22 protein-coding genes, 1 tRNA gene and 1 riboswitch are annotated in these 25,834 nt (G+C 44.5%); of the genes, 18 read left to right on the top strand and 5 right to left on the bottom strand.

Annotation, left to right across the window (positions count from 1 at the left end):
• The gene (gene bioD, locus WS34_RS09080) at positions 1-666 is read right to left on the bottom strand and encodes a dethiobiotin synthase (RefSeq protein ID WP_046404391.1); all 666 of its coding nucleotides are present in this window, start codon (positions 664-666) and stop codon (positions 1-3) included.
• Positions 667-826: 160 nt separating this feature from the next.
• Here bioD and WS34_RS09075 point away from each other — a divergent pair, with 160 nt between their 5' ends.
• Positions 827-1,534, top strand: a complete 708-nt coding sequence (locus WS34_RS09075; protein ID WP_013610966.1) for a YiaD family glycine zipper/OmpA-like lipoprotein — start codon at positions 827-829, stop codon at positions 1,532-1,534.
• Positions 1,535-1,725: 191 nt separating this feature from the next.
• On the opposite strand, the gene WS34_RS09070 is transcribed toward WS34_RS09075, so the two are convergent.
• A complete protein-coding gene (locus WS34_RS09070) occupies positions 1,726-2,634 on the bottom strand; it encodes a phosphate acyltransferase (protein ID WP_022160306.1) in 909 nt (302 codons plus the stop codon).
• A gap of 262 nt (positions 2,635-2,896) precedes the next feature.
• Between WS34_RS09070 and WS34_RS09065 the strand changes: the two genes are divergently transcribed.
• The 7 genes from WS34_RS09065 (at position 2,897) to WS34_RS09035 (ending at position 11,135) form a co-directional block, all read left to right on the top strand.
• A complete protein-coding gene (locus WS34_RS09065) occupies positions 2,897-3,991 on the top strand; it encodes an MFS transporter (RefSeq protein ID WP_022160307.1) in 1,095 nt (364 codons plus the stop codon).
• A 334-nt stretch (positions 3,992-4,325) separates the two neighbouring features.
• A riboswitch (TPP riboswitch) is annotated at positions 4,326-4,422 on the top strand.
• 54 nt (positions 4,423-4,476) lie between these two features.
• Positions 4,477-4,677, top strand: a complete 201-nt coding sequence (gene thiS / locus WS34_RS09060) for a sulfur carrier protein ThiS (protein WP_013610959.1) — start codon at positions 4,477-4,479, stop codon at positions 4,675-4,677.
• 51 nt (positions 4,678-4,728) lie between these two features.
• Positions 4,729-6,486 carry a phosphomethylpyrimidine synthase ThiC gene (gene thiC / locus WS34_RS09055; protein WP_013610958.1) on the top strand — a complete coding sequence of 586 codons (1,758 nt, stop codon included), beginning with the start codon at positions 4,729-4,731 and terminating at the stop codon, positions 6,484-6,486.
• Between the two features lie 30 nt (positions 6,487-6,516).
• A complete protein-coding gene (locus WS34_RS15565) occupies positions 6,517-8,484 on the top strand; it encodes a thiamine phosphate synthase (protein WP_286693696.1) in 1,968 nt (655 codons plus the stop codon).
• Between the two features lie 3 nt (positions 8,485-8,487).
• The gene (locus tag WS34_RS09045; RefSeq protein ID WP_013610956.1) at positions 8,488-9,255 is read left to right on the top strand and encodes a thiazole synthase; all 768 of its coding nucleotides are present in this window, start codon (positions 8,488-8,490) and stop codon (positions 9,253-9,255) included.
• Positions 9,256-9,283: 28 nt separating this feature from the next.
• Positions 9,284-10,390 (top strand): 2-iminoacetate synthase ThiH, encoded by a 1,107-nt coding sequence (gene thiH / locus WS34_RS09040; protein WP_013610955.1) that lies wholly within the window; start codon positions 9,284-9,286, stop codon positions 10,388-10,390.
• A gap of 43 nt (positions 10,391-10,433) precedes the next feature.
• Entirely contained in the window at positions 10,434-11,135 is a 702-nt protein-coding gene (locus tag WS34_RS09035; RefSeq protein ID WP_013610954.1) for a HesA/MoeB/ThiF family protein, read from the top strand.
• A 46-nt stretch (positions 11,136-11,181) separates the two neighbouring features.
• Here the strand turns inward: WS34_RS09035 and WS34_RS09030 are convergent, their stop codons facing one another.
• From WS34_RS09030 to WS34_RS09020, 3 genes are read right to left on the bottom strand one after another with little or no spacing between them, the layout of a single operon-like run.
• Positions 11,182-12,372, bottom strand: coding sequence for a transglutaminase-like domain-containing protein (locus WS34_RS09030; protein WP_046404398.1), 1,191 nt, complete (start codon positions 12,370-12,372; stop codon positions 11,182-11,184).
• A gap of 18 nt (positions 12,373-12,390) precedes the next feature.
• Entirely contained in the window at positions 12,391-13,368 is a 978-nt protein-coding gene (locus WS34_RS09025; protein WP_013610952.1) for a dihydroorotate dehydrogenase-like protein, read from the bottom strand.
• Between the two features lie 15 nt (positions 13,369-13,383).
• A complete protein-coding gene (locus tag WS34_RS09020) occupies positions 13,384-14,067 on the bottom strand; it encodes a YggS family pyridoxal phosphate-dependent enzyme (protein ID WP_022160312.1) in 684 nt (227 codons plus the stop codon).
• A 224-nt stretch (positions 14,068-14,291) separates the two neighbouring features.
• Here WS34_RS09020 and WS34_RS09015 point away from each other — a divergent pair, with 224 nt between their 5' ends.
• The 10 genes from WS34_RS09015 to WS34_RS08970 form a co-directional block, all read left to right on the top strand.
• Positions 14,292-14,816 (top strand): RNA polymerase sigma factor, encoded by a 525-nt coding sequence (locus WS34_RS09015; protein ID WP_013610950.1) that lies wholly within the window; start codon positions 14,292-14,294, stop codon positions 14,814-14,816.
• Between the two features lie 2 nt (positions 14,817-14,818).
• Positions 14,819-15,991 carry an outer membrane beta-barrel protein gene (locus WS34_RS09010; protein ID WP_046404388.1) on the top strand — a complete coding sequence of 391 codons (1,173 nt, stop codon included), beginning with the start codon at positions 14,819-14,821 and terminating at the stop codon, positions 15,989-15,991.
• Positions 15,992-16,102: 111 nt separating this feature from the next.
• Entirely contained in the window at positions 16,103-16,630 is a 528-nt protein-coding gene (locus WS34_RS15560) for a radical SAM-associated putative lipoprotein (protein WP_286693695.1), read from the top strand.
• The gene (locus tag WS34_RS09000) at positions 16,623-17,690 is read left to right on the top strand and encodes a TIGR04133 family radical SAM/SPASM protein (protein ID WP_046404386.1); all 1,068 of its coding nucleotides are present in this window, start codon (positions 16,623-16,625) and stop codon (positions 17,688-17,690) included. The genes WS34_RS15560 and WS34_RS09000 overlap by 8 nt, the downstream gene beginning before the upstream one ends.
• An 86-nt stretch (positions 17,691-17,776) precedes the next feature.
• A complete protein-coding gene (locus tag WS34_RS08995) occupies positions 17,777-19,021 on the top strand; it encodes an exonuclease SbcCD subunit D (RefSeq protein ID WP_022160313.1) in 1,245 nt (414 codons plus the stop codon).
• Positions 19,018-22,743 carry an AAA family ATPase gene (locus WS34_RS08990; RefSeq protein WP_046404384.1) on the top strand — a complete coding sequence of 1,242 codons (3,726 nt, stop codon included), beginning with the start codon at positions 19,018-19,020 and terminating at the stop codon, positions 22,741-22,743. Before WS34_RS08995 ends, WS34_RS08990 begins: the two co-directional genes overlap by 4 nt.
• A 66-nt stretch (positions 22,744-22,809) precedes the next feature.
• Positions 22,810-23,547, top strand: a complete 738-nt coding sequence (truA, locus tag WS34_RS08985) for a tRNA pseudouridine(38-40) synthase TruA (RefSeq protein WP_022160315.1) — start codon at positions 22,810-22,812, stop codon at positions 23,545-23,547.
• 13 nt (positions 23,548-23,560) lie between these two features.
• Positions 23,561-24,709 (top strand): Lnb N-terminal periplasmic domain-containing protein, encoded by a 1,149-nt coding sequence (locus tag WS34_RS08980; protein ID WP_229041850.1) that lies wholly within the window; start codon positions 23,561-23,563, stop codon positions 24,707-24,709.
• 66 nt (positions 24,710-24,775) lie between these two features.
• Positions 24,776-24,848: transfer RNA gene (locus WS34_RS08975), tRNA-Phe, on the top strand.
• Positions 24,849-25,300: 452 nt separating this feature from the next.
• Positions 25,301-25,834 (top strand): hypothetical protein (locus tag WS34_RS08970; RefSeq protein ID WP_046404381.1); only part of this gene is annotated, 534 nt, incomplete at its 3' end.

Raw genomic sequence — 25,834 nt, 5'->3', positions numbered from 1 at the left:
TTATTTCAATTCCAGTTCAGGCCACTTATCCCCTTCAACTACAGGCAATTCCAAGAGACGACAATCCGGAAAATATTCATCCAGATATTGCCGGATAATGGTAATCGAGTCATTCTTGATCCACTCACTATCGTTGGGAAAGTCGTTATAAACGACGTAAGCTACCTCGATACCGCGCAGACGACACAACTCAAGACTCATCAGGGTGTGGTTGATACTGCCTAATTTTGACGATGACACCAATATCAACGGATGTTTATATTCCTGGATATAATCGATCGTCAGATACTGCCGGCTGACAGGCACATACAACCCACCGGCCCCCTCGAGCAATACGACATCGTAAGCGGCATCTAATTTTTCCGTAGACCGATGAATCCGCTCTACATCGATTTCTACCCGGTCGATTTCGGCTGCCAAATGAGGCGAAGCCGGGTAGGTCATGACATAAGGACAGGTCGTACCGTCTTTATCTACTTCCTGAGGAGGAATCCCCATAATTTCCCGGTGTTTCAGTATATCTTCCGAAATACCGACACATCCGGTCTGAATAAACTTCTGAGTGATCACATGCACTCCTTTTTGTAACAACGTCCGGGCTATTACTCCCGTAACGATCGATTTTCCGGCATCTGTATCGATCCCGCTAATAAAATATACAGCCATGTTTCAACTTATAACTTTATCTTACCACAAACTCCCCCTTATAGGTATGTTTCAATTCATTCGGACAAAAATATAAAATTCAAGCTGAAATCAATTTTATTTTTAACAGATTGTTTCTAATTTCGCACGTATAATAACCAAGATTCTAAATTGAGAACACATGAAAATCAGAAATCTTTTTGTTATGTTATTGCTTGGTGGAAGTCTGATCTTCTCAGGCAGTGTTTTTACAGGGTGTGCCAGCTGGAGTAATACAGGTAAAGGTGCCGCGATCGGTGCCGGAAGTGGTGCTGCCTTAGGTGCAGGAATCGGAGCTCTTGCCGGAAAGGGTAAAGGAGCTGCCATCGGTGCTGCAGTAGGCGCTGCCGTCGGTTCAGGAACCGGAGCTTTAATCGGTCGCCGGATGGACAAACAAAAAAAAGAACTGGAAGCGATCGAAGGCGCTAAAGTCGAGTCTGTACAGGATGTCAATAACCTGCAAGCCATAAAGGTAACCTTTGACAATGGTATCCTTTTCGCCACTAATAAGAGCGAACTTAGTCCGGCTTCCAGAGAAGCCTTGACGAAATTCGCCACTTCCCTGAAAAATTCTCCGGATACGGACGTGACCATCTACGGTCATACCGACAATACCGGTACCCGTGCAGTAAACGAACGCATTTCTAAAGAACGTGCAGATGCCGTCGCCAACTTTCTGGTAGGCCAGGGAATCAGCCGTTCCCGTTTGACGACCGAAGGCCTTGCATTCGATCAGCCTGTAGCCGATAACAGCACTGCCGAAGGACGGGCGCAGAACCGGAGAGTAGAAATATATATCACGGCGAATGCCGACATGATCAAGAAAGCTGAATCCGGACAACTCAACTAATTCCTTTGAATTTTCAATAAAAAAAAGTGATCCCCAAAGTCAAAAATTTGACTTTGGGTGATTAGTCCAATATAAATCGACAAACCTCCGGTTTCGATCAATAAGTATGAATCAAAACCGGAGGTTTATAATTAAAATTCCCGAAGAACTCGCACCTCTGGCTTGCAAAACCAGAGAACGTATCAAAAAAATTATTCCGATAAAATAGCAGCCAAAGCAATCGAATTCAATTTCGTTTCAACGCTATCTCCGCGCGAAGACAATACACTCGGAACTTTGGCTCCGACCAGTACAGCTCCCTGTTTAGAATGCCCTAATTTCGTATTGGTTTTATAAAAAACATTCCCGGATTCCAGATTGGGAAAAATCAAACAATCTGCATCTCCGGCAACTACCGACTGCATTTTCTTTATTTCGGCAGCTTCTTTATCGATAGCTACATCCAAAGCCATCGGCCCCTCGATTATGCACCCTGGGATCTGTCCCCGCTCTCCCATCTTCGACAGGATGGCAGCATCGACCGTAGACTGCACTTTAGGCAACACCTGTTCCGTCGGAGCGATCATCGCTACTTTCGGTTTTTCAACTCCCAAAGCTTTCGCTGTAATCGTCACATATTTGATCATAGAAATCTTCTGATTCAAATCGGGACAAGGAATCACAGCCACATCACTAACAGTCAATAATTTATGATAAGACGAGCATTCCATCACCACCACATGCGACAGAATTGCATTGGGCGCTACCAATCCCCGTTCCTTATTTAAGATCGCCCGCATATATTTATCGGTACTCACCAATCCCTTCATGATAACATCGGCTTCACCGTTTCGGATCATTTCGACAGCCGTTTCAGCTCCCCGGACATCATTCGGTTCATGGACAATTTTAAAACACGATTCATCATAACCGTTTTCTTTACACACTCCTTGAATAGTCTCCGTATCCCCTACCAATATTCCTTCCACCAATCCGGCTTTTACTGCCATATACACAGCTTCTATAGAATGACTATCATTAGCAAAAGCAACCACTAAACGCTTTTTACGGGTATATCCTTTCAATACCTCATAAATATCGCTGATCTTTTCAATTTTCATAGTTCAAACTGTTATTTAGTTGTAATCTGAAACAAAAATACATATTAAAATTTAAAACCAAAAGATTACTGCACATTTTATTATAATGTGTGCAATTTTCATACCAAACCTGTTTTCTCTTTAAAAAACTTTTTTCTCCAGCTGCTAATCCTGAATCTTTATTATCTTTGTCATCGCATTTACCAGTCTGCAGGTGGCCTCGCTAAAACAAAATATTACAGCCCTTTATTTGATTAAGGTATCCAAGTGGTTTACCTTGATTATGCCTATTATCGTATTATTTTACGAAGAAAATGGATTGGGCTTAAAGGACATCTTCCTTTTAAAAAGTGTCTACTCGATTGTTCTGGTTAGTCTCGACATCCCGACGGGTTATCTGGCCGATGCCTGGGGACGGAAAAATTGTTTGATTACGGGTTGTATCGTCGCTTTCGGAGGCTACATCTGTTATTCGTTATCCTCTACTTTCTATGCATTTTTTATTGCCGAGATCCTGCTGGGAATAGGCCAAAGTTTGGTTTCCGGCGCCGATTCGGCTCTTTTATACGACACGATGCTTCATTACGACCGGGAAAACGAATACCTGAAATATGAAGGTAAAGTAACGATGATCGGGAATTTTTCGGAAGCCTTCGCGGGTATTTTCGGCGGACTGTTAGCCACATTTTCGCTCCGTCTGCCTTTCTACTGTCAGATTTTGATTGCCTTTATCGGTATTCCGGCAGCTTTGACTTTACAGGAATTCAATGTCAAAACCAAAATTGTCAATCCTTTAGCCAATATCTGGAAAATCATTCGATATTCGCTATTTACGAATAAAAGCCTTTGCTACGACATTATGTTCTCCGGCATTATCGGAGCAGCCACCCTGACTATGGCCTGGTTCGTACAACCGGTATTGATGAAAATAGAACTTCCGACCGCGCTTTTCGGTATCGTGTGGACAGTATTGAACCTCACTGTAGGCATAGCTGCCCTATATTCGGACAAACTCAACCGCAAGCTGGGAGAAAACCGGACATATACCCTTATTCTGATACTCATCGCCGGAGGTTATCTGGCCGTCTCTTTCTGCCTGAATTATTTCAGTTTATTTTTATTCTTCCTCTTTTATATCGTACGCGGATTCGCCACTCCTATTCTTAAAGGATATATCAATCGCCAGACCTTCTCGGAGATGCGTGCCACCGTCCTGTCGATCCGGAATTTCATCATCCGCCTGATTTTCGCCACGATGGCTCCTTTTATCGGTTGGTTGAATGACTCGATTTCCCTGGCCTTCGCCCTTCAGATCACCGCCCTTATTATTTTTGTCCCCGGCCTGATATTTCTGATATTACAATGGAATAAAAAGTAAATTACTATCTCCGTTAAAGCGGACTTGCCACAACGGCGTCCCCCGGAACCGTAATGATCTTATTACGGTTGATCGGTAGCTTTATATCCCGCTCAATCACATCAAACGGAATTTCACGTTGTCAGATAGCAATAAGAGATTTTTTATAAAACAAAGGTAAAAATGGTTTCCTAAATTTCAGGAAACAAATGCATCCATATTTCCTTAAAAACAGGAAACATTAAGCAGATTCTACGATATTTACAGAGTTGTCTGGGTTAAATCGTATCTGATCCTAAATAATAAAAAATTTAAAACGTTTGTTTCCATCTCTTTTTCTATTATCTTTGAACCGGATTTTCAGAAGGGGTGCCTTAATATTACGGGCTGAGATTATACCCAATAACCTGATCCGGGTAATGCCGGCGTAGGTAGAGTGAGCAAAATTTCATTTTTTAAAATTATTCCCCCTTTCAGATGGTCCGCTAAACCTAAAACAGTAGATCATGCATATTTTTATCAACGACGTAGCTACGGAATGCCCCGAAAACAGCACTATTTTACAGGTACTGACCCAACAAGACATTTCTCCCCTAAACATCGCCATTGCCTTGGACAATACGGTCGTACCTAAAGCACAATGGGAAACGACATTGGTTCGGGACGGTTCGCAACTACTCATTATCAAAGCGGTACAGGGAGGATAAACCGACTTTCCTAATTAATAATCAGTATATTAAAATCAGAATCTAATCATAATGGAAAATTTCGAAATCACTTCAGGCCCACTACCGGGTTCCGAAAAAATTTACGTAACAGGCTCCCGGTCGGATATCCGGGTTCCGATGCGGAAAATCAAATTATCCCCTACCGTCGATCTGGATGGCAGTAAGATTGAAAATGAAGATGTCGTCGTATACGATACTTCCGGTCCTTATACAGATACGAATTATACTGTCGATCTGCAAAAAGGTCTTCCTAAACTGAGAGAAAACTGGATCGAGGAACGCCAGGATACCGTTAAATTAGAGGGACTCAGTTCGGAATACGGCAGAATGAGGCAGGAAGACAAAAGTCTGGATTCTCTTCGCTTCGAACATGTAAATACCCATCCGCGAATCGCCCGCGAAGGGGCTCAGGTATCCCAATTATACTATGCCCGTCAGGGAATCATTACCCCGGAAATGGAGTATATCGCTATCCGGGAAAATCAATTGGCAGACCGAATCCGGGAAAAATATAAAAAAGAAAAAGGCGAATCGTTCGGTGCTCATATTCCCGATTATATCACTCCCGAATTTGTCCGGCAGGAAGTGGCTGCCGGCAGGGCCATTATTCCGGCCAACATCAATCATCCGGAATGCGAGCCGATGATTATCGGCCGGAACTTTCTGGTAAAAATCAATGCCAATATCGGTAATTCGCCGGTAACTTCTTCGATTGCCGAGGAAGTCGAAAAAGCAGTATGGGCATTCCGCTGGGGAGCCGATACGATCATGGACCTGTCAACCGGAAAGAATATACACGAAACCAGGGAATGGATTATCCGCAATTCACCGGTACCCGTAGGTACGGTTCCTTTATACCAGACCCTGGAGAAAGTCGGCGGGAATGTTGAAAAACTCAATTGGGAGATTTTCCGGGATACCCTGATCGAACAAGCCGAACAAGGAGTAGACTATTTTACCATTCACGCCGGCTTGCGTTGGAAACATGTGCCTCTGACCTTGAAACGCCTTACCGGCATTGTTTCCCGGGGAGGTTCGATCATGGCACATTGGTGTACGACCCACAAACAGGAAAGCTTCATTTACGAACATTTCGAAGAGATCTGCCAGATTCTGGCTAAATATGATGTCGGTATTTCCTTGGGAGACGGCCTGCGTCCCGGTTGTATCGCCGATGCCAACGACACGGCTCAGATCGAAGAATTGAAGACACTGGGCGAACTCTGCCAAACTGCCTGGAAATACAATGTACAGGCGATCATCGAAGGTCCGGGACATGTACCCATGCAAAAGATCAAGGAAAATATGGACCTGCAATTGAAATACTGCCGGGAAGCTCCCTTCTATACCCTGGGACCGCTGGTAACCGATATCGCTCCCGGTTACGATCACATCACTTCAGCTATCGGCGGAGCGATGATCGGCTGGTTCGGTACCGCTATGTTGTGTTATGTTACTCAAAAAGAACATCTCGGCTTACCGAACCGTGACGATGTTAAAGAAGGAGTGATCACGTTCAAACTGGCAGCCCATGCAGCCGATTTAGCTAAAGGCCATCCGGCCGCTTATTTCCGGGATTATGCCATGAGTAAAGCCCGCTTCGAATTCCGCTGGAAAGATCAGTTTCACCTGGCACTCGATTCGGAAAAAGCGATAAAATTCCACGATGAAACCCTACCGGACGAAGGCCACAAGGAGGCACATTTCTGTTCCATGTGCGGTGAACATTTCTGCTCCATGCGGGCCAGTAAAAAACTAAGGGAAAAAATCAGCCAGGAAAATAAATAATAAAGGTCTCGAGCCGCGAAACAGTTATTTATGAAAATAATCGTCATTACTTCACCCACTCCGGTCAAAGACGAAGCAGCCATTTGTAATCATCTCTTTACACACGGCCTGAAGTACCTGCATTTAAGAAAACCGGGTGCTTCAGCCGAAGTGTATGAAAGATTTATCCGGCAGATTTTCCCTGTCTACCGGAACAGGATCGTACTTCACGAACATTATGAATTAGTGAAAAAATATCGGTTGCACGGAATACATTTAAAGTATCCACAAGCGAATGAATATATCTACTATATTCAGCAATATGCTGTGAGTATCTCTTGTCACCGTGTGGATGAAATCCGGCAACTTCCTTTCCGTCCTGCCTATTGTTTTCTGAGTCCTATTTTCGATAGTATCTCCAAAACGGGATACCGGAGCCGATTCGGGCAATTACCGGACTTATCGGACATCGATTGTCCTGTGATCGCCTTGGGAGGCCTCGAGCCTGATAAAACCGGCTTATGCCGCCGAGCCGGTTTCGAAGGAATCGCCGTTTTAGGGTACCTTTGGAATAATCCCGATGAAGCTATCGAAAGATACATCCGCCTGAAAACTCCATTCGTACTCAGTATCGCAGGGTTCGATCCCTCCTCGGGTGCAGGAATCGGTGCCGATTTGAAAACTTTCGAAGCCACGGGAAGTTATGGATTGGGCGTTTGTTCGGCTCTGACTTTTCAAAATGAAGACACTTTTACCGGAGTACATTGGACCGCCTGGGAGGATATCAAAAAACAATGTGACTTATTATTGCAAAAGTACAATATCGAATTTCTGAAAATCGGACTGATCGAAAGTTTCGAAATCCTGGACCGGTTATTGGATTATTTGCTCGATCAGGACAAACGACTCAAAATAATCTGGGACCCTATCCTGAAAGCCAGTGCCGGTTTTTCATTTCACCGGTATACCCCCGAAGATCAGGAAAGACTAAAACGCATCCTTGACCGTGTTTATCTTATCACCCCGAATACGGACGAACTTTACCGATTATTCGGAGAAGGAATCACTCCCGATCGGTTACAAATCGTCTGTCGGGATCACCACCTGAATATCCTCTGGAAAGGAGGACACAACGCTGGAGTGGATGCTACCGACGTCCTATTCCAACCCGACCGGACGACTAATTTCTCGGTTCCCCGTAGTCGGTACACCAAACACGGAACCGGTTGTACCCTATCGTCAGCCCTCCTGTCAGCCCTGGCTCAAGGAGATGACCTAGCTACTTCCTGTAATAAAGCACAGCTCTATGTATCCCGCTTTATCGAAAGCAACAACAGCCTGTTAGGTTATCATTGCATTGGAAAATATACTCCCGACTCAAAGCCCTGGCTCGGTGAATTGTCTTTGCAGTATATCACCGCTCCCAAAGAAGGGATGACCCTCTGCGAGCAGGTTGAAGCGGTCTGTCAGGGAGGAATGCGCTGGATTCAACTCCGTATGAAAGGAGCCTCCCTCGCCGAAATGCTCTGTGAAGGGAGAAAGGTAAAAGAGATTTGCCGGCGTCACCGGGCACTCTTTATTATCAACGATCGGGTCGACGTCGCCCGTTTACTGGAAGCCGACGGTGTGCACCTGGGCAAAGAGGATATGGATCCATGGGAAGCCAGGCGGATACTGGGCCCCGGTAAGATCGTCGGTGCCACTTGTAACACCTGGGATGACATCCTGCTCCGGCAAAAACAGCAGGTCGACTATATCGGTCTGGGGCCTTATGCTTTTACCACAACGAAAGAGAAACTCAGTCCGGTCCTCGGATTGGAAGGTTACCGGTTTCTATTGGGCCGAATGCAGGAAAATAAGATTTCGATTCCGGTCTTCGCTATCGGCGGAATAACGGAAACCGATATTCCGCCGCTAATGCAAACAGGTATTCAGGGAATCGCTTTATCGGGCCTGATTAAAAATAGTCCTGACCTAAAAAGGCAAACAATAAAAATATTAAATTTATTAAATTCATAAACCATGGAAACACTCAAAATTGCAGATAAAACTTTTACTTCCCGCTTATTCACCGGAACCGGAAAATTCTCTTCCAATCAAGTGATGGAAGAAGCGATAATCGCTTCGGAAAGTCAATTGGTTACCGTAGCCATGAAACGGATCCGGATGGAAGATAAGAACGACGATATGTTAAAGCACATTCTCCGTCCAGGTGTACAATTATTACCCAACACCTCCGGCGTACGGGATGCCAAGGAAGCCATTTTTGCCGCTCAATTATCCCGGGAAGCTTTCGGTACCAACTGGCTGAAACTGGAAATTCATCCCGATCCCCGCTATCTGCTACCCGATCCGGTAGAAACCCTGAAAGCCACCGAAGAACTGGCTAAGCTGGGGTTTATTGTACTTCCTTACTGTCAGGCCGACCCGGTATTGTGTAAACGTCTGGAAGATGCCGGAGCCGCAACGGTGATGCCTTTAGGAGCACCTATCGGTACGAATCAGGGGTTACAAACCCGTGAATTTTTACGTATCATCATCGAACAAAGCAATATTCCGGTAGTCGTAGATGCCGGTATCGGTGCTCCCAGCCATGCTGCAGAAGCGATGGAATTAGGAGCAGATGCAGTACTTGTAAACACAGCGATAGCCGTCGCAGGCAATCCGGTGGAAATGGCCAAAGCTTTTAAGGTAGCCGTCGAAGCCGGACGGATGGCTTATGAGGCCGGACTAGCCGGAAAAAGTATCGCTGCCGAAGCAAGCAGTCCTCTGACCGCTTTCTTGAAATAAACAGACAATCCGATTTAATTTTAATAATATGTTTTCGGAAGAACTTGAAAAATATTCCTGGGAAGAAACGACCCGGGAAATCTACTCTAAAACAGCCGCCGATGTAGAACTGGCTTTAAGTAAAAGCCAGTTGGCCATCGACGATTTTATGGCCCTGATTTCTCCGGCTGCAGAGAAATACCTGGAACCGATGGCCGCATTAAGCCAAAAATATACCTTACAAAGATTCGGGAAAACCATATCGATGTATATCCCCTTGTATATCACTAATTCGTGTACAAATTTCTGTGTCTATTGCGGATTCAATCACAACAATCCCCTCAAACGGGTCATCCTCAATGAGGAAGAGATTCTCAATGAATTGCATGCTATCAAAAAACTGGGAAATTTTGAAAATTTATTAATCGTTACAGGGGAGAATCCGAAGGAGGCCGGTGTCGACTATCTGGAACGCGCATTGCAGTTGGCCCATCCTCTTTTTGCTAACCTTTCTATTGAAGTAATGCCTCTGAAAGCGGAAGATTATAAACGTCTTACGCATTCAGGATTAAATGGAGTGGTTTGTTTTCAGGAGACCTATAACCGGGCACGCTATAACGTTTATCATCCGAAAGGCATGAAATCCAAATTCGACTGGCGGGTCAACGGTTTCGACCGTATGGGGCAAGCCCATGTACACAAAATCGGTTTGGGAGTTTTAATCGGTCTGGAGGAATGGCGTACGGATGTAACTATGATGGCCCGTCACCTGCGTTACCTGCAAAAACATTACTGGCAAACCAAGTACAGCGTCAATTTTCCACGGATGCGTCCTTCGGAAGGCCATTTCCAGCCTAATGTTATCCTGGAGGACCGTGCCTTGGCCCAATTGATCTTCGCTTTCCGTATATTCGACCATGATGTCGATATCTCGATTTCTACCCGGGAAGGGGCCGAGTTCCGCAATAATATGCTCCCTTTGGGTATTACTTCCCTGAGTGCCGGATCGAAAACCGAACCCGGAGGGTATTTCACTTATCCTCAGGCTCTGGAACAATTCCACATCAGTGACGAACGCACTCCTGAGGAAGTTGCCGACAGTATACGTCAAAAAGGATACGAACCGGTATGGAAAGACTGGGACGGATGGATGTAATTCAACCGGAATTACATCCCCAATACCAGATAAATAATCGACTATGGGAGAAAAAGAACGCTATGCCAGGCATTTGATTTTGGAAGAAATCGGAGAGCCTGGACAAGAAAAATTGAAACGGGCGAAAGTATTGGTTGTAGGAGCCGGCGGATTAGGTTCCCCCGTCTTACTCTATTTGACTGCTGCCGGAATCGGCCGGATCGGTATACTCGACAACGATATAGTCTCGGAGAGTAATCTTCAACGTCAGATTCTCTACGATACCCAATGTTTAGGAGCCCTGAAGGTCGAAGTCGCTGCCCGGAAGCTTCAGGCTTTAAATCCCTATACAACTATTGTACCCTACGCTCAGCGGCTGACTTCGGAAAACACTTTTATCATCGCTGAATACGATCTGGTAATAGACGCAACCGATAATCTGCCTTCCCGTTACCTGATCGACGAAGCCTGCGTCCGATACGGTAAACCGTTCGTTTATGGAAGTATTTGTGAGTTTAAAGGTCAGGTTTCCGTTTTTAATTACCAGGGAGGTCCTACTTACCGTGACCTTTACGAATACCACGATGCTATCGCTGAGTTTCAGCAACCACAAGGCGTCATCGGCGCATTACCGGGAGTCGTCGGTTCGATCCAGGCCAATGAAGCCATCAAGCTTATCCTGGGAAGCCAGGATACTCTTTCCGGCAAATTACTGCTGATCGACCTGTTGAAAGGCAGTTTCCAAACCATGAACTTTATAAACTAAAAAAGGGACTTGTTTCCAAGCCCCTTTTCTCCCCTTTTCTCAAGTATTATTTCATATATAACTTCAGTTCGACAGGTTGTTCACCCAGTTTTACCTCCACTTCCTTCATCTTTCCGGCTTCATTTGCATATTTCACCGTATAGGTTTGATTTTTCTCTAACATAAAGGTGAGCACATCATTCATATCCTGAGTCGGTCCGGCAGTACGCCCGCCTCCCATTTGCAATTTACCGCAAAAAATATCCAGATTGGCAGCCACCCGGTCCTCCGAGTTCTGTACACAGGCATTATCTGTAAACATCATAATTCTCAACGGAACATGGTTACCATCCGCAGAGATCGTTTCCAGATGCGATTTATATAGATCGGTATAGAAATCAGTTACATTCGCAGCAGGTACATAACGAATATTCTCATCCCATACCAAAGGGAAATAGGTTCCGGTCGGTTTAAACGAAGAAGCATAAATAGCTTTCTGCTGATCGTTTTTTACCGCTTTCCCGGCATCGGCAAAAAACCAGGCATTGTTCAGTTGACCGGGAAAATAAAATTCCGTAAAATACCAGTTTCCGTCTGCCCAAACCTCGGTCCAGTTATGATTGCCCCGTTCGTCGTGCCAATTGGGAGTACCGGCCACCCGTGAAGGAATTCCGACAGCCCGGAAAGCATCCGTCAGCAAGATCGATAATCCGGTACAGGAAGCCATATGCTGCCGCATGGATTCGAACGGACTCTGATCCGGTTTTTCACGTTTGGTATTATAATCGACCAATACTTCATCCCGGACATTCCGGTTGACCGAATCGATAGCTTCAAAAATCGTCTTACAATGCTGTACATACTTCCCGAAACGTTCGTAAAATTCCTTTCTCCACCCTTCACGGGTTTCATTCAGGCTGACATAAGGCAGTACATCATTCAGAAAAACAGTATCGGGAATCTCTCTGGCCCAAACGTATTTTTCACGAGCCTGATAAGCATAGGCTGTATTCTCCAATAAAAAATCCGCTGTCAATTCCTTTAAATCTCTTTCCGGCATATAAGCAATCAGGAAAGCCATCCCTTCCTTTTGGGTATCAGGAGCATTTTTCAATGCCGCTGTCAATTCGGTTGCATTATCCCCGGCTTTTACCAATGCCTGATCCAACAAGGCATGATATTTCTCAGGAATACCTGCATATTTATTCTCCGTACAAGCTAACAGACAGAGCATAAACAACCCTAGTACACACTTCATATTTTGTAACATCGAAATTTATTTATGATCACTAAAATATTTCATAAACTGTGCTCTCTCATAGCGGGCAGCATTACCTGCATCGGCATAGGATAATCTTCCCCGGAATTCATCTATCGACTCAAAGCCTTTTTTATCCATCCAGCTATTCAAAAAATGATTCATCGTACGGATCGTACCGATTCCCTGTTCATACATAGCCGAACATACCTGCACAGTAGTCGCCCCCGCCAGTAAAAGCTTCACAACAGCTTCTCCATTATGAACACCTGTTGAAGAAGAAAGTTGCAAAAGTTTATCTTTCCCCGACAGAATTCCGGTCCAGCGCAAAGTTGTCCTCAAATCGGCCGGCATACTGAACACAGAAGCCGCTCCGACAGCTATCCGTTCGATATCGATATCCGGTTCGTAAAAGCGATTGAAAATAGTAACGGCATCCGCACCATAAGCTTTCAGCTTACTCACAAAAGCCGGCAAATTCGTAAAATAATGGCTGATCTTGACAATTACCGGAATTTTAACCACCTTTTTCACATGTTTAACGATGTCGAAATACATGTTTTCAACCTCCACACTCTCAGCAAACTCATCCATCGGCAGGATAAAGGCATTCAACTCAAGCGCATCGGCACCGGCTTTTTCCAGTTCACTGGCAAAACTAATCCATTCCCCGTCCCGTAAGCAATTGATACTGGCGATAACAGGGATATTCACTTTATTTTTTACTGCTTTCACCAAATCGATATGTTGCTGGACAGTATTAGCCCGAATATAGTTCTGGATATAATCGGCACTTTCAGGATAACTATTATCGGTCAATGCTTTAGATGCATCCATATTTATTTGTTCTTCAAATATGGATTTCAACACTATAGCTCCGGCCCCGCTTAAAGCAATTTCTTCAATCTTACTGACCTCGGAAGTCAAACCACAGCTCCCGGCAATAATCGGACTCTTCAATTCCAATCCGATAAATTTTGTCTTCAAATTTACCATAATCTCTATCGTTTATTATTTATTGTTATAATCTCTGGCTCCAAAAACCGCACTTCCTACCCTCACCATCGTACTTCCTTCTTCAACAGCGATCGGATAATCCCCGGACATCCCCATGGACAATTCCTTAAAACTTTCTTCTTCCTGGAAATACGTCGCTTTCAACAACCCGAATATCCGGTGAAGTTCCCGGAATTCCTTTCGGATCTGTTCACGGTCTTCGGTATAGGTTGCGATCCCCATGACCCCGACAATCCGGATATGCTCCAACACTTTAAACTCATCACTTTCAAGCAGCCTGCACGCCTCCTCCCAATCCAGACCGGATTTAGTCTCTTCTTCAGCAATATGAAATTCCAGCAGACAATCGATCATACGTTCGTTTTTCAACGCTTCACGATCGATTTTTTGCAATAATTTCAGGCTATCCACGGAATGAATCAATTTCACAAAAGAAGCAATGTATTTTACATTCTTCTCTTGTAGCTGTCCGATCATATGCCATTCAATATCCTTGGGCAGTTGCCGGTATTTAGCAGCCATTTCCTGTGGCCGGTTTTCACCGAAAGCACGCTGTCCCCCTGCATAAGCTTCTTCAATATACTCCACCGGTTTCGTCTTCGATACGGCAATCAGCCTGACCCCTTCCGGTAACGTTTTCACAATCTCTTCTATATTTTCCTTGATATTTAACATCATAGCGATAACTATAAAAAGTAGCGACAAAAATATCAAATAAGACCCAAAATTAACAAACAACCTAGCACAAATATAGGATAAAATTATCTATATTTCTTTCCACTCTCGAAATTAATACGAGGAAAACCGGAGAACGATGTATTTTACAACAAGATTTTTTTTTGTTCTTATGCAACGTTTTGTTTCTCCCATGCATCTTATTGACGAAAAAAGAAATCACGTGAATGGATGAAGTGTTACTGATTCAGGAATGCCTTAAAGGAAAGCGGAAAGCTCAGGGAGAACTGTACCGACGATACGCCGCTAAAATGATGGGCGTATGTATGCGCTATTCCCGCAACCGGGATATGGCACACGATCTGTTACAGGAAGGTTTTATAAAGGTATTTACGAATCTGAACGAATATAGCGGAAATGGGAGTTTCGAGGGGTGGATGCGGAAAATTTTTATTAATTGTGCCCTGGAAAAAATCCGTAGATCCAAAGTTTTCCCTCTGACCTTCCCCACTGAGGAGACAGAACAGGAAACTTCTTTTCCCAATGCTTTAGAAGAAATATCGGCCCAGGAAATGCTGGATTTAATTCATCGTTTACCTCCGGGATATCAAACGATTTTCAACCTGTTTGCGATCGAAGGATTCTCGCACAAGGAAATCGGAGCTATGCTCCGAATCACAGAAGGTACTTCCCGATCACAATATGCCAGGGCACGCTATACTTTACAACAAATGATAAAAAATTTATATTGACTATGGATAGAAGAGACCGATTTGAAGAATTGTTCCGGGAACGGTTGCATAATTGGGAATGTGAACCGGATTCAGAACAATGGAAAACCCTCGCTGGTTTTCTTCCTCTACGACCTACCCGGTTTTCCACCAGATCCATACGCCGGACGGCAGCTATCGTAACCCTCCTTTTACTCATGGGAGGCGGACTCTTATACGATCGTCTTATCCCGGAAACTACGACAGAAATAGTCCGGAACAGAATACAACCTTTTATTGTGGATCATATACAAATACCACAGCTTACCGGAACAGTTACGACGGATCAAATAGCCGATTCACTCCTCCCTGTTCTCACTCGAAAACCTATCTACACAACTGGAAAAACGATTTCAACGGATAAATATAAAAGTCAAGAAACTAAAATATTACCTATAGTCATTGCAAGTAAAGCTCTGGAAACAGATTTTTCACCGGTACTGATCGTCCGCAACACGAAAACCGAACCGGTAAAAGTCCGAAAGGCCTCACGGAAATGGCATTTGGGCATGGGAGGAGGTAATTTTAATATAGCCGGTATTTCCAGCAACTCCGCCGGCTATCCCGATTATGCCTGTAACGATCATCTTCAGGGGAATACCCCCAAACCTCCTCTGACGAAGGCCGGAACATCCCCTATTTCGACACGCACCCTGTTATCCGATCTGAAACCGGATAAAGTGAAGCATAGCTCTCCCATCTCTTTCGGAATAAGTATATCCCGCACGTTGTCGGACCGTTGGAGTTTCAATACCGGACTTACCTATAGCTATTTACGCAACCAGTGGCGATATGAAAGTTCGGATTACGATGTATTGCGTCAAAGATTGCACATGCTGGGAATCCCGGCATCTTTCAGTTATCGCCTGACCCATTGGGAACGTTTCTACTGTTATTGGTCTGCCGGTATTGTCTGTGAAGTTAATCTTTCAGGCAAAATCTATTCGGCCTATAAAAGTCAGCGTCGACGAATACCGGGTACGCTTTGGTCAGCGAACACACGAATAGGTATTGCCTACCCCATTATTCGCCATGTATCGGTCTATGCAGAAGGAGGATTTTTATGGAATCTGACCCCGGCCAGTGAAATACAAACGATTCGCTCGGAACAGTTTTTCAACCTCACGGGGCAAATCGGATTCCGTTTGAACTTTTAAATACAACTCATTATATGAAAGACCTTCGATTTCTCACCGTCAACCTGTCCGGAAAGGCCGACCTCAAGAAAATCAAGGCATTTAAACAGTTTAATCATAAAAAAACAAACCATGAAAACATTACATTATCGCTGGAATCGTAGCCTGAACTGGATATTGACTACTTTATTAGGATTTTTAGGTTTCTCCTCCTGTGAGGATAACGGGGACGATCCCGGTAACATCATATGCATGTACGGTACGCCGACAGCTTCCTATACCATCAAAGGAAAAGTCACCGATCAGGCAGGTCAGGCGCTATCCGATATTCAGATTATCGTGTCCGATATGGAATTCAGTTACGAACCCCGTCCTGATTTTATCCCCGATACCCCCTATGGAAGCCACCCGGTCAACGATACGTTATACTCCGGAAAAGAAGGAGAATTCGAAACCCGGCAAGCAGCGTTCCCGATCGATACGGTGAAGTATAATTTAAAAATCAACTCCGACGAAAATAATCCGTACTACCAGGCCGATTTTCTGAAAGTAACCTTCCTTCGTAAAGATTTACAGGGAGGTGAAGGCTGGAATAGGGGAAATACAACACAAGAAGTAAAAATCATACTGGCTCCTCAAAAAGAAGAAGATCATGAATAATTCCATCAGCCTCCGGAAACGCCTGGGCCTGGAACTCTTCCGACAAAAAGAACAGCTGATCCGGCAAAAACACGAATTACATACTCTTTTTTGGGAATGTACCCTTCGCTGTAATCTCGCTTGCCGGCATTGTGGCAGTGATTGCAAAGCGATTTCCGGGCAACCCGATATGCCAAAAGAAGACTTCTTAAAGGCTTTGGACAACATCACTCCACAGGTCGATTCCCACCGGGTTTTTATCATTTTCACGGGTGGAGAACCTCTGATGCGTAAAGATCTGGAAGAGTGTGGCCGGGCATGTTATCGCCGGGAATTCCCCTGGGGATTGGTAACCAACGGTTTGTTATTATCCCGTCAGAGACTGGACAGACTTTTACAAGCAGGCCTGCACAGCATTACCGTAAGTCTGGACGGACCGGAAGATGCCCACAACTGGTTACGCCGACATCCGGAAAGCTTTCGCCGGGCCAGTCAGGCTATCGGAATGCTGAGCCGGGAAAAAGAAATCGTATGGGATGTCGTCAGTTGTATCAATCAACAAAACATCGATACTCTCCCCGCTTTCAAAGAATATTTGATCGAACTAGGAGTCGGACAATGGCGTATCTTTACCATCTTTCCCGCAGGCAGAGCAGCACAAGTGCCTGAATTACAACTATCTTCTTCCCAATTCAAAAAAGTATTGGATTTTATCCGTCAAACCCGGCAAGAAGGTCGTATTCACGTCAATTTCGCTTGTGAAGGTTTTTTAGGTCCTTATGAAGCTGAAGTCCGTGACCAATTTTATCGTTGCCATGCCGGAATTTCTGTCGGATCTATCCGCATTAACGGAGCGATATCGGGTTGTCCCAGTATCCGGGCCAACTACGACCAAGGGAATATTTACCAGGATGATTTTATGGAAGTGTGGAACAACCGCTTCGAAAAATTCCGGAACCGGGAATGGGCCCGTCAGGGCGAATGTGCCGATTGCAACCTGTTCCGTTATTGCGAAGGAAATGGCATGCACCTACACGATGAATCCGGTAAGCTGATGACTTGCCATTATCACCGGCTATAGCTCACGGGCTATGGTAGGATTACCATAGCCCGTGAGCTATTTGGTTATATCTGCAAATCTTACTATTTTTGTCCAAATGACAGGACATGAAAATCATTCATACAGCAGACTGGCATATCGGGCAGACCTTTTTCGGCTATGACCGTTTTCAGGAACATCAGTATTTTTTAGATTGGCTGACAGATCAAATTACCACACAACAAATCGATGTGCTTCTTATTTCAGGAGATATATTCGATGTAGCTAATCCTTCTGCTCAGGCACAACGTCAATTTTATCGGTTCCTACGCCGGGTAACAGAACAAAATCCGGGCTTACAAATCATCCTGATTGCAGGAAATCATGATTCTGCCAGTCGGCTCGAAACCCCGATTCCTTTACTCGAAGAAATGAACATACAAATTCGGGGTACAGTACGTAAAAGAGCAGACGGCACAATCGATACGGAGGAATTAATCATCGAACTGAAAGACAGATCGGGGAAACGGCAAGGTTGGTGTCTGGCGGTACCCTATCTCCGACAGGGAGACTATCCGGCAGTCGAGAGTGAAGGAGATCCTTATCAGGCAGGGGTTAAGGCCATGTACGACACGCTGGTTGCCTGCGTCGAAGAACGCAGGCAAAAACAAGAAGCCATCATTGCTATGGGACACCTGCAAGCCGCAGGAAGTCAGATTTCCGAAGGTGATCAAAGTGAACGCCTGATCATCGGCGGACTCGAAGGGATTCCTTCCAGTGTCTTCCCTTCCCAAATCACTTACGGAGCTTTGGGCCATATCCACCGGGAACAGCAGATTGCCAACCGCAACGAGATACGCTATGCCGGCAGTCCGTTACCCATGTCTTTTGCAGAAGAAAATTACCGCCACGGAGTGATCTTACTGGAGATCGACAAAGGAATACTTCTAAATCAGACTAAAATTATTTTTAATCCTTTAGTCACTTTACTTCGTATCCCTAAACATCCGGCCCCCTTGGACGAAGTGTTGAATCGCCTCTCTCAGCTCCCGGAAGAGAGAGACGATCATCCGGCCCCTTTCCTCGAAGTCAGGGTACTACTCACCGAACCGGAACCTGCTTTGCGCAATAAAGTGGAGGAAGCCCTACGCACCAAACAGGTGCGTTTAACCCGGGTACTCCCCTTTTATCCGGATACAGTACAACTTACAAAAAACGAGAATACGCTCACCACCGAAGAATTACTGGATCCCTGGAAGCTGTTGAACCGAGTATACGAAAGGCGATATCAAAATCCTCTGCCCGAAGAATTGGCTCATTTATTCCGGGAAGTCATTGAAGAATCACAGCTGAAAATGGGAGAAAAACAATGAAAATATTACGTATACAAGGAAAAAATCTGGCATCCATTGCCGGAGAATTCGATATCGATTTTACGGCAGCTCCTCTGCGATCTGCCGGGATCTTCGCAATATGCGGTCACACCGGTGCCGGAAAATCGACTATTCTGGATGCTATCTGTCTGGCCTTATTCAACAATATGCCCCGCACCACCGGTATTGAAGGTACTAAAATGCCGGATGTCGGACAAGAATTCATTCAACAGGGAGATCGTCGTCAAATACTCCGCAGAGGTACTGCCGAAGCGATGGCTGCTGTAGAATTTATTGCTGTAGACGGAAAAAGTTATCGCTCGGTATGGCGGGTATGGCGAGCCAATAATAAAATAAGCGGGAAACTTCAACCTGCAGAACTCCGGGTATACCCCCTTGGAGATCCGTCTCCTATCACTACAGGAATCAGTGAATCGGAGAATAAATTGATTCAACTCATCGGTCTGAATTATAATCAATTCACCCGTACCGTTTTATTGGCACAAAATGAATTTGCCCGATTCCTCAAAGCCCGGAAAGAAGAAAAGGCCGAAGTACTCGAAAAACTGACCGGTACTGAAATCTATTCTGTTATCTCGAATACGGTCTATTCCAAAACGACAGCTATCCGCAATGAATGGAAAGAACTCTCCGCCCGTATGGGGAATATTCGCCTGCTTACCCAGGAAGAAATCGAGACATTACAGCAACAATCGGCCAAACTCCTGAAACACGAAAAGGCTCTTCAACAAAAAAATGAAGAAATCCAACGTAAAATACGTTGGATAGAGCAATTAGAACAAATCAATCAATCTAAATCGGAAGCCCAGGCCACCCTTTCGGATGCCCAAAAAGTACAAGCCGAAGCACAAGCCCAGTCAGTCTGGTTACAGCAGATGGAAAGCATCGAAAGCAGCCGTCTTTTTGGGATTGAAAAAAATGAATGTACCACTCATTTAGTAAGCCAAACTGAATTATTACGACAAACAGAACAGGCGCTCTCCGATCTGAACGAAAAAGCCACGCAAACCCTTCAATCGGTGGAACGGCAAAAATCATTGGTAAACCAATATACAACCCAGTACAATAAGCTTAAACCGGAACTTTTAGAAGCCCGTCGTTTAGATATCGGAATTGTCAATGCCCGGCAGGTAGAACAAGAGAGCCGGAAAACTTTAACCGACCTGCAAGATAAAATCAAAGTGCATCAAAAAATTCAGGATAGCAGATACTCCCGTATTCTGCAACAGAGAGAATTAGACGATAAATTAAAAGAATGGTTCAGGAAAAACAGGCAACATGAACAAATGTGCCTGAACATAAAGCTGATCGAAAGTTTTCTGGATACAGCTTATACCCAAAGGTTGCAGGTTATAGAAAATCAATCTTTATATACCTCTACTCTACAACAACTAACAGTAAGCCGGCAACAGCTGGAACTTCAACGCCGTGAGATCGAAACATCCATACAACGTCACAATGACCTCCTGCAGTTGCGCCAGCAACAACAAATATCGGTCAATCGGTTTCCCATAAGCGAACTTCGCAATCGTAAAGAACAACTCCGCCTACAACGCGAAAGATTGCTTCAGGAAATTACCTTGACGGAAAAACTAGATAAGACCCGGCAAGAACTGAGAAAAAGGCAAGATAAACTGCAACAACAACAACAAAATTTACAAGCACTCAAAGTTCGCCTGACCGAATACAAAAAAGAAATCGAAATTGCAGAAATAAAATACACGACCATACGCCACACTTTGGAACAAGCCCGACTATCGGTTTCAGAAAATGTCGTTCGACTCCGGGCCCAACTGGAAGAAAATACCCCTTGCCCGGTATGTGGCAGCCAATCCCACCCTTATGCGGCACATCATCCTCTGGCCGACGGCTTGCTCGAAACACTCGAAAAAGAAGTCAGACAGCATGAAGCAGCATATAATCGGTTAAAAACCGAAAATGCGCGTCTTGAAGCCGAACACCGGTACCTCGGAGAAGTATTACCCGTATTACAAAATGAAAAATATGAATCGCAAGAAGAATGCGAAGAGATTCACCAGCAAATTAAGGATCTTTATTCGGGCAGGTCTGTTTCTAACGGACAAAATCGGATAAACCTAAGAGAACAGCTGAATATCAGCCAAAAAGAATTGGAAAGTATTCGTCTGAAAGAAAACGAATGGGAGCAACGGCAACATCAGTTAGAAACGCTCCAAAAAGAACTGGATAAAATACAAAACCAAAACAATGCCCTGCAAAAAACATTTCAGCAGACCCAGGAAAAGGTAGTCGGTCAAGCCACTGAACTATCTAAGTTGCAAGAGATCATTGAAGGCCTGAAAGTCCAGCAAAATATTTCACTGGAAAAGGTCGCTCCTTTTATGCATGCACCTACCTGGCGACAACGCTGGGAAGATAACTACCCGGATCTCAAACAGGAACTGACCACAGCTGCTCAAAAATGGCAAACTAAAACGCTGCAATCGGCAGAAAATGAAAAACTATTGCTTCAATCGGTAGCTGAATACGAGGAGAATCAGAAAAATCTGGAATCCTTCCGCCAAAGCGAAACAGAAGCCGCAGAGGCTTTGAAAAAACGCTCTGAAGAGACTTTGTCTTTCATCCGGAAACGGGCCCGGCTTCTGCAAGGTCAAATGGTCGATGAAACCGAACGTTATTGGCAAGAGTTAACAGAAAGGGCGACTCAAGAACTGGAAACAGCCATCCGGCAGAAAGAACAGCTTTCAGGCCAATCGGAACAACTAAAAGGAAAAATCACCCAACTCCGTACCACCTGTGACCAATATCAAAAGCGCCTGGAAAAAGCCACCCGGCAATTAGGCGAATGGCTGGAAAAATACAATCGGACAGCCCCTGTTCAGCTAACCGAAGCCACTCTCATTTCACTATTGCAAGTGGCACCTGAAAAAATCCGGGAAGAACGGGAAAGACAAAATCACCTCCGGGATAAGGTAACGACTGCTTTGGCCACTCTACGGGAACGTGAAAAACAATTGGCCGATCATTTACAATCGCCCGGCCGCCCCGATCCACAATCGGAATCACTTTCCTCTTTACAGCGTCAATACACCGCATTACAAGAGGAATCCGAGCGTATCCTCCAACAAAAAACCGAAGTATTGGCAACTCTGCACACCCAGGAAGAAAACCAAAAACAAGCGGCCAGCTTAAAGGATACCCTCGATGCGAAAACGAAATTATTAAACCAATGGAGCAAACTAGACGATCTAATCGGTTCACAGAGTGGCTATAAGTTTAAAGAGATCGCCCAAGGATATACGCTGGATATCCTGTTATCATACGCCAATATACAACTTCGGGAATTAACCTCCCGCTATCAGTTGCAGCGTATACCCGATGAGTTGGCCCTACAAGTCATCGATCACGATCTCTGCGATGAAGCCCGGTCGGTATTCTCTTTATCGGGAGGCGAATCCTTCCTCATCTCTCTGGCTTTAGCCTTGGGCTTATCTTCCTTTTCTTCACGGAATCATTTCGAAGAAAATCTCTTTATCGACGAAGGTTTCGGCACTTTAGACAGCGAAACCCTGCAAATTGTCATGGAAGCCCTGGAACGTCTCCGCTCACAAGGCCGGCAGGTGGGAATCATATCCCACGTACAGGAATTGACCGAACGTATTCCTGCCAAAATTTGTCTGGTAAAGACCGGCAACGGAAAGAGTAAAGTCGTTGTAGAATAAAGAAACCCCTATGCCGGATATACAATATTCGGCATTATTTTTTATCTTCGCGGGAGATAAGAAAAAATGGTCAGATATTTTATTGAATTAGCTTATAACGGCAGCCGATACCACGGCTGGCAAATCCAGCCGGGAGCATCGTCCGTGCAGGAAGAAATCAACCGGGCCCTCAGTACTTTGCTACGCCAGGACATATACGTCGTCGGCGCCGGTAGAACGGATACGGGTGTACACGCTTCATTTTTCGTCGCTCATTTCGATATCGAATGTGAACTTCCGGAGCCGCAACAGGTGGTCTATAAACTGAACGGATTACTGGATAAAGATATTGCAATCTACAAAATATACCGGGTACCTATGGATAAACATGCCCGTTTTTCGGCTATTTCCCGTACCTATAAATATTATATCGATAAAACAAAAGATCCGTTTACCTATCCATTTGCCTGGAAAGCTTATCCCCTGCCGGATATTCAGGCAATGAACGAAGCCTGCCGGGTGTTATTCGATTATACGGACTTTACCAGTTTTTCGAAACTTCATACCGACGTCAAAACCAATAATTGTATTATATATGAAGCTCAGTGGGAAGAGACCGATAAACAGCTGATTTTTACGGTAAAAGCCAACCGTTTTTTGCGGAATATGGTAAGAGCGATTGTCGGTACGTTGATTGACGTGGGAAGAGGTAAACTGACCCCAGAAGATGTTCGCAAAATTATAGAATCTAAAAACCGCTGTAATGCAGGTACTTCTGTTCCTGCACAGGCTCTATTTCTTTGTCATATTGAATATCCGGAATAAAAAGACATATAAAATGAAAAAGATCATCTTTTTATTTATAATAAGCAGTCTGATTTCTATTAAAGGAATAGGATTAACACTCTCTCCGGAGACCGAAGTCAGTATCCTGACTTGTGCTCCCGGCAACGAATTATACTCTCTTTTCGGTCATACGGCCATCCGGATCAACGATCCCCGACACCAAATCGACAGGGTGTACAATTATGGCACTTTCGACTTCTCTACTCCCCATTTTTATTTAAAATATGCACGAGGCCTGCTTCCTTATCAGCTGACTGTTCAGAAATTCTCCCATTTCATATACAATTATCAGCTGGAAGAACGTACGGTCTACGCTCAAACTATCCGGCTGGATTCGCTGGAAAAACAACGGATTTTCGATCTGCTCGAAGAGAACCTACTCCCGCAAAACCGCTATTATCTCTACAACTTTCTATTCGATAATTGTACCACCCGAAGCAGGGATATCTTATTAAAAAGTTTACCCGACAGTGTCGCCTGGAATATGCCGGATGTAAACAAAAATTTCTGGAATCTACTGGATGAGTACTTGCAAGCTTCCCCTTGGGTACAATGGGGCATACATACGATCCTGGGGCAAAGGGGTAATCGTACAGCCACTACTTTTCAATATATGTTCTTGCCGGATTATCTGATGTATGGACTTAAAAATGCCCGATACGACGGACAATTGCTGGCCGAACCTGCCGAAGTTTTATATCAGGCTCCGGAAATGAACCTATCCAATTCCTGGTATGGGACTCCCCTTTTCGTTTTTGCTCTAGGATGCCTGCTACTGATCCTACTTTTACAATATGTTAAAAGCCGGTCATTATTGAATGTCATTTCCCTTATTTTTCTCCTTTTCACAGGAATTGTAGGGGTTTTGATTGTATTCTTAGGAGGTTTTACAGCACACCCCATCACTGCTCCAAACTGGAATATCCTATGGGCCAATCCGCTCAATTTATTTGTAATCCCTTTTATTTTCAGGAAAGCGCTTCCTCTATTCATTAGAAAATATCTGAAATTCTATCTGGCTATCCTGGCTATAGCTATACCGGTCTGGGCCATTGCTCAGCCAGCCGTACCCATGGCTTCTATCTCTTTGATTATCCTGATGATCTATCTGTGTTTCAGACTAAGAAATGAAAAAAGATAAAAAATACCCGCAAAACTATTGCAGATTTATAGAAATGCCCTATATTTGCACTCGCAAAACAGCACTGGTGGCATAGCTCAGTCGGTAGAGCAAAGGACTGAAAATCCTTGTGTCCCTGGTTCGATTCCAGGTGCTACCACGTAAAAGCGACTATTTTTTTAGTCGCTTTTTTTTATTTGGAACTCTGGGACGGACCTTTCGTCCCGATTTCAGATATAACTACGTCACAGCATCATGCAAGGCCTGCAAAATACCCCACTGTCCCTGTCTGAAATGTCCCCCGTAGACTATTCAGGGACACTCTCCTATTTGAATAACGGAAAATCACCTGTATCATGAGAACCACTGTAAACGGTGGCATGATAGATATTTCTATCAAAATAAGCTGTCCCGTAAACCTTGTGAATTTCTTACCCCAATTTCAATAGCTAACTTCTCCTGAATTTGGAAACAATGAAAATCAATCTGATTATTTTATAATAAGTAGATACTATGTTGAAAGTATTAAGTTTTTCCAAAAGATGAGCTTTACAGCAAATATCTTACGAAAATAATACGCTAATTTTGTAAACAAAATAAAGACTGGATAATATGGAACAATTGCATGTTTTTGACTGCTCGAATGTCCTTATAGCAAGTTTTTTCACTGATGACAGAGGCTGTGCCCACGAAAATCGGGAGCACACGCTTATTTACCTGTGTTCAGGCGAACTCGAAATCGAGGAACGCGGTAAGAAAACGATATTGCATCCGGGCGAGTGTGCCTTCATGCGGCGGGATAACCGGATGTGGTTGCAGAAACGCGCCGACGAGGAACATCCTTACCGCTCCGTCGTGCTGAAATTCACGAAACCGTTTCTGCGGGAACTCTACCAGACGCTCGACAAGAAAGAGATTCCTATGGAATCGAAACGTGAAAAAGCGAGCCTGCGCGTATTGCCGAATAACCGCCCCGACATCCGTAGCTTGTTCGAGTCGGTCATTCCGTATTTCGATACAGGTGTGAAGCCCTCCGACGACGTATTGAAATTGAAAATGATCGAGGGAGCCTATGTCTTATTCAATACAGATAAGACTCTCTACGCTTCGCTGTTCGATTTCGTCGATCCGTGGAAAATAGACATC

The organism is Odoribacter sp. N15.MGS-14, from assembly GCF_000980245.1.
GTDB lineage: Bacteria > Bacteroidota > Bacteroidia > Bacteroidales > Marinifilaceae > Odoribacter > Odoribacter splanchnicus.
This window is presented reverse-complemented; position numbering and strand designations above follow the sequence as displayed.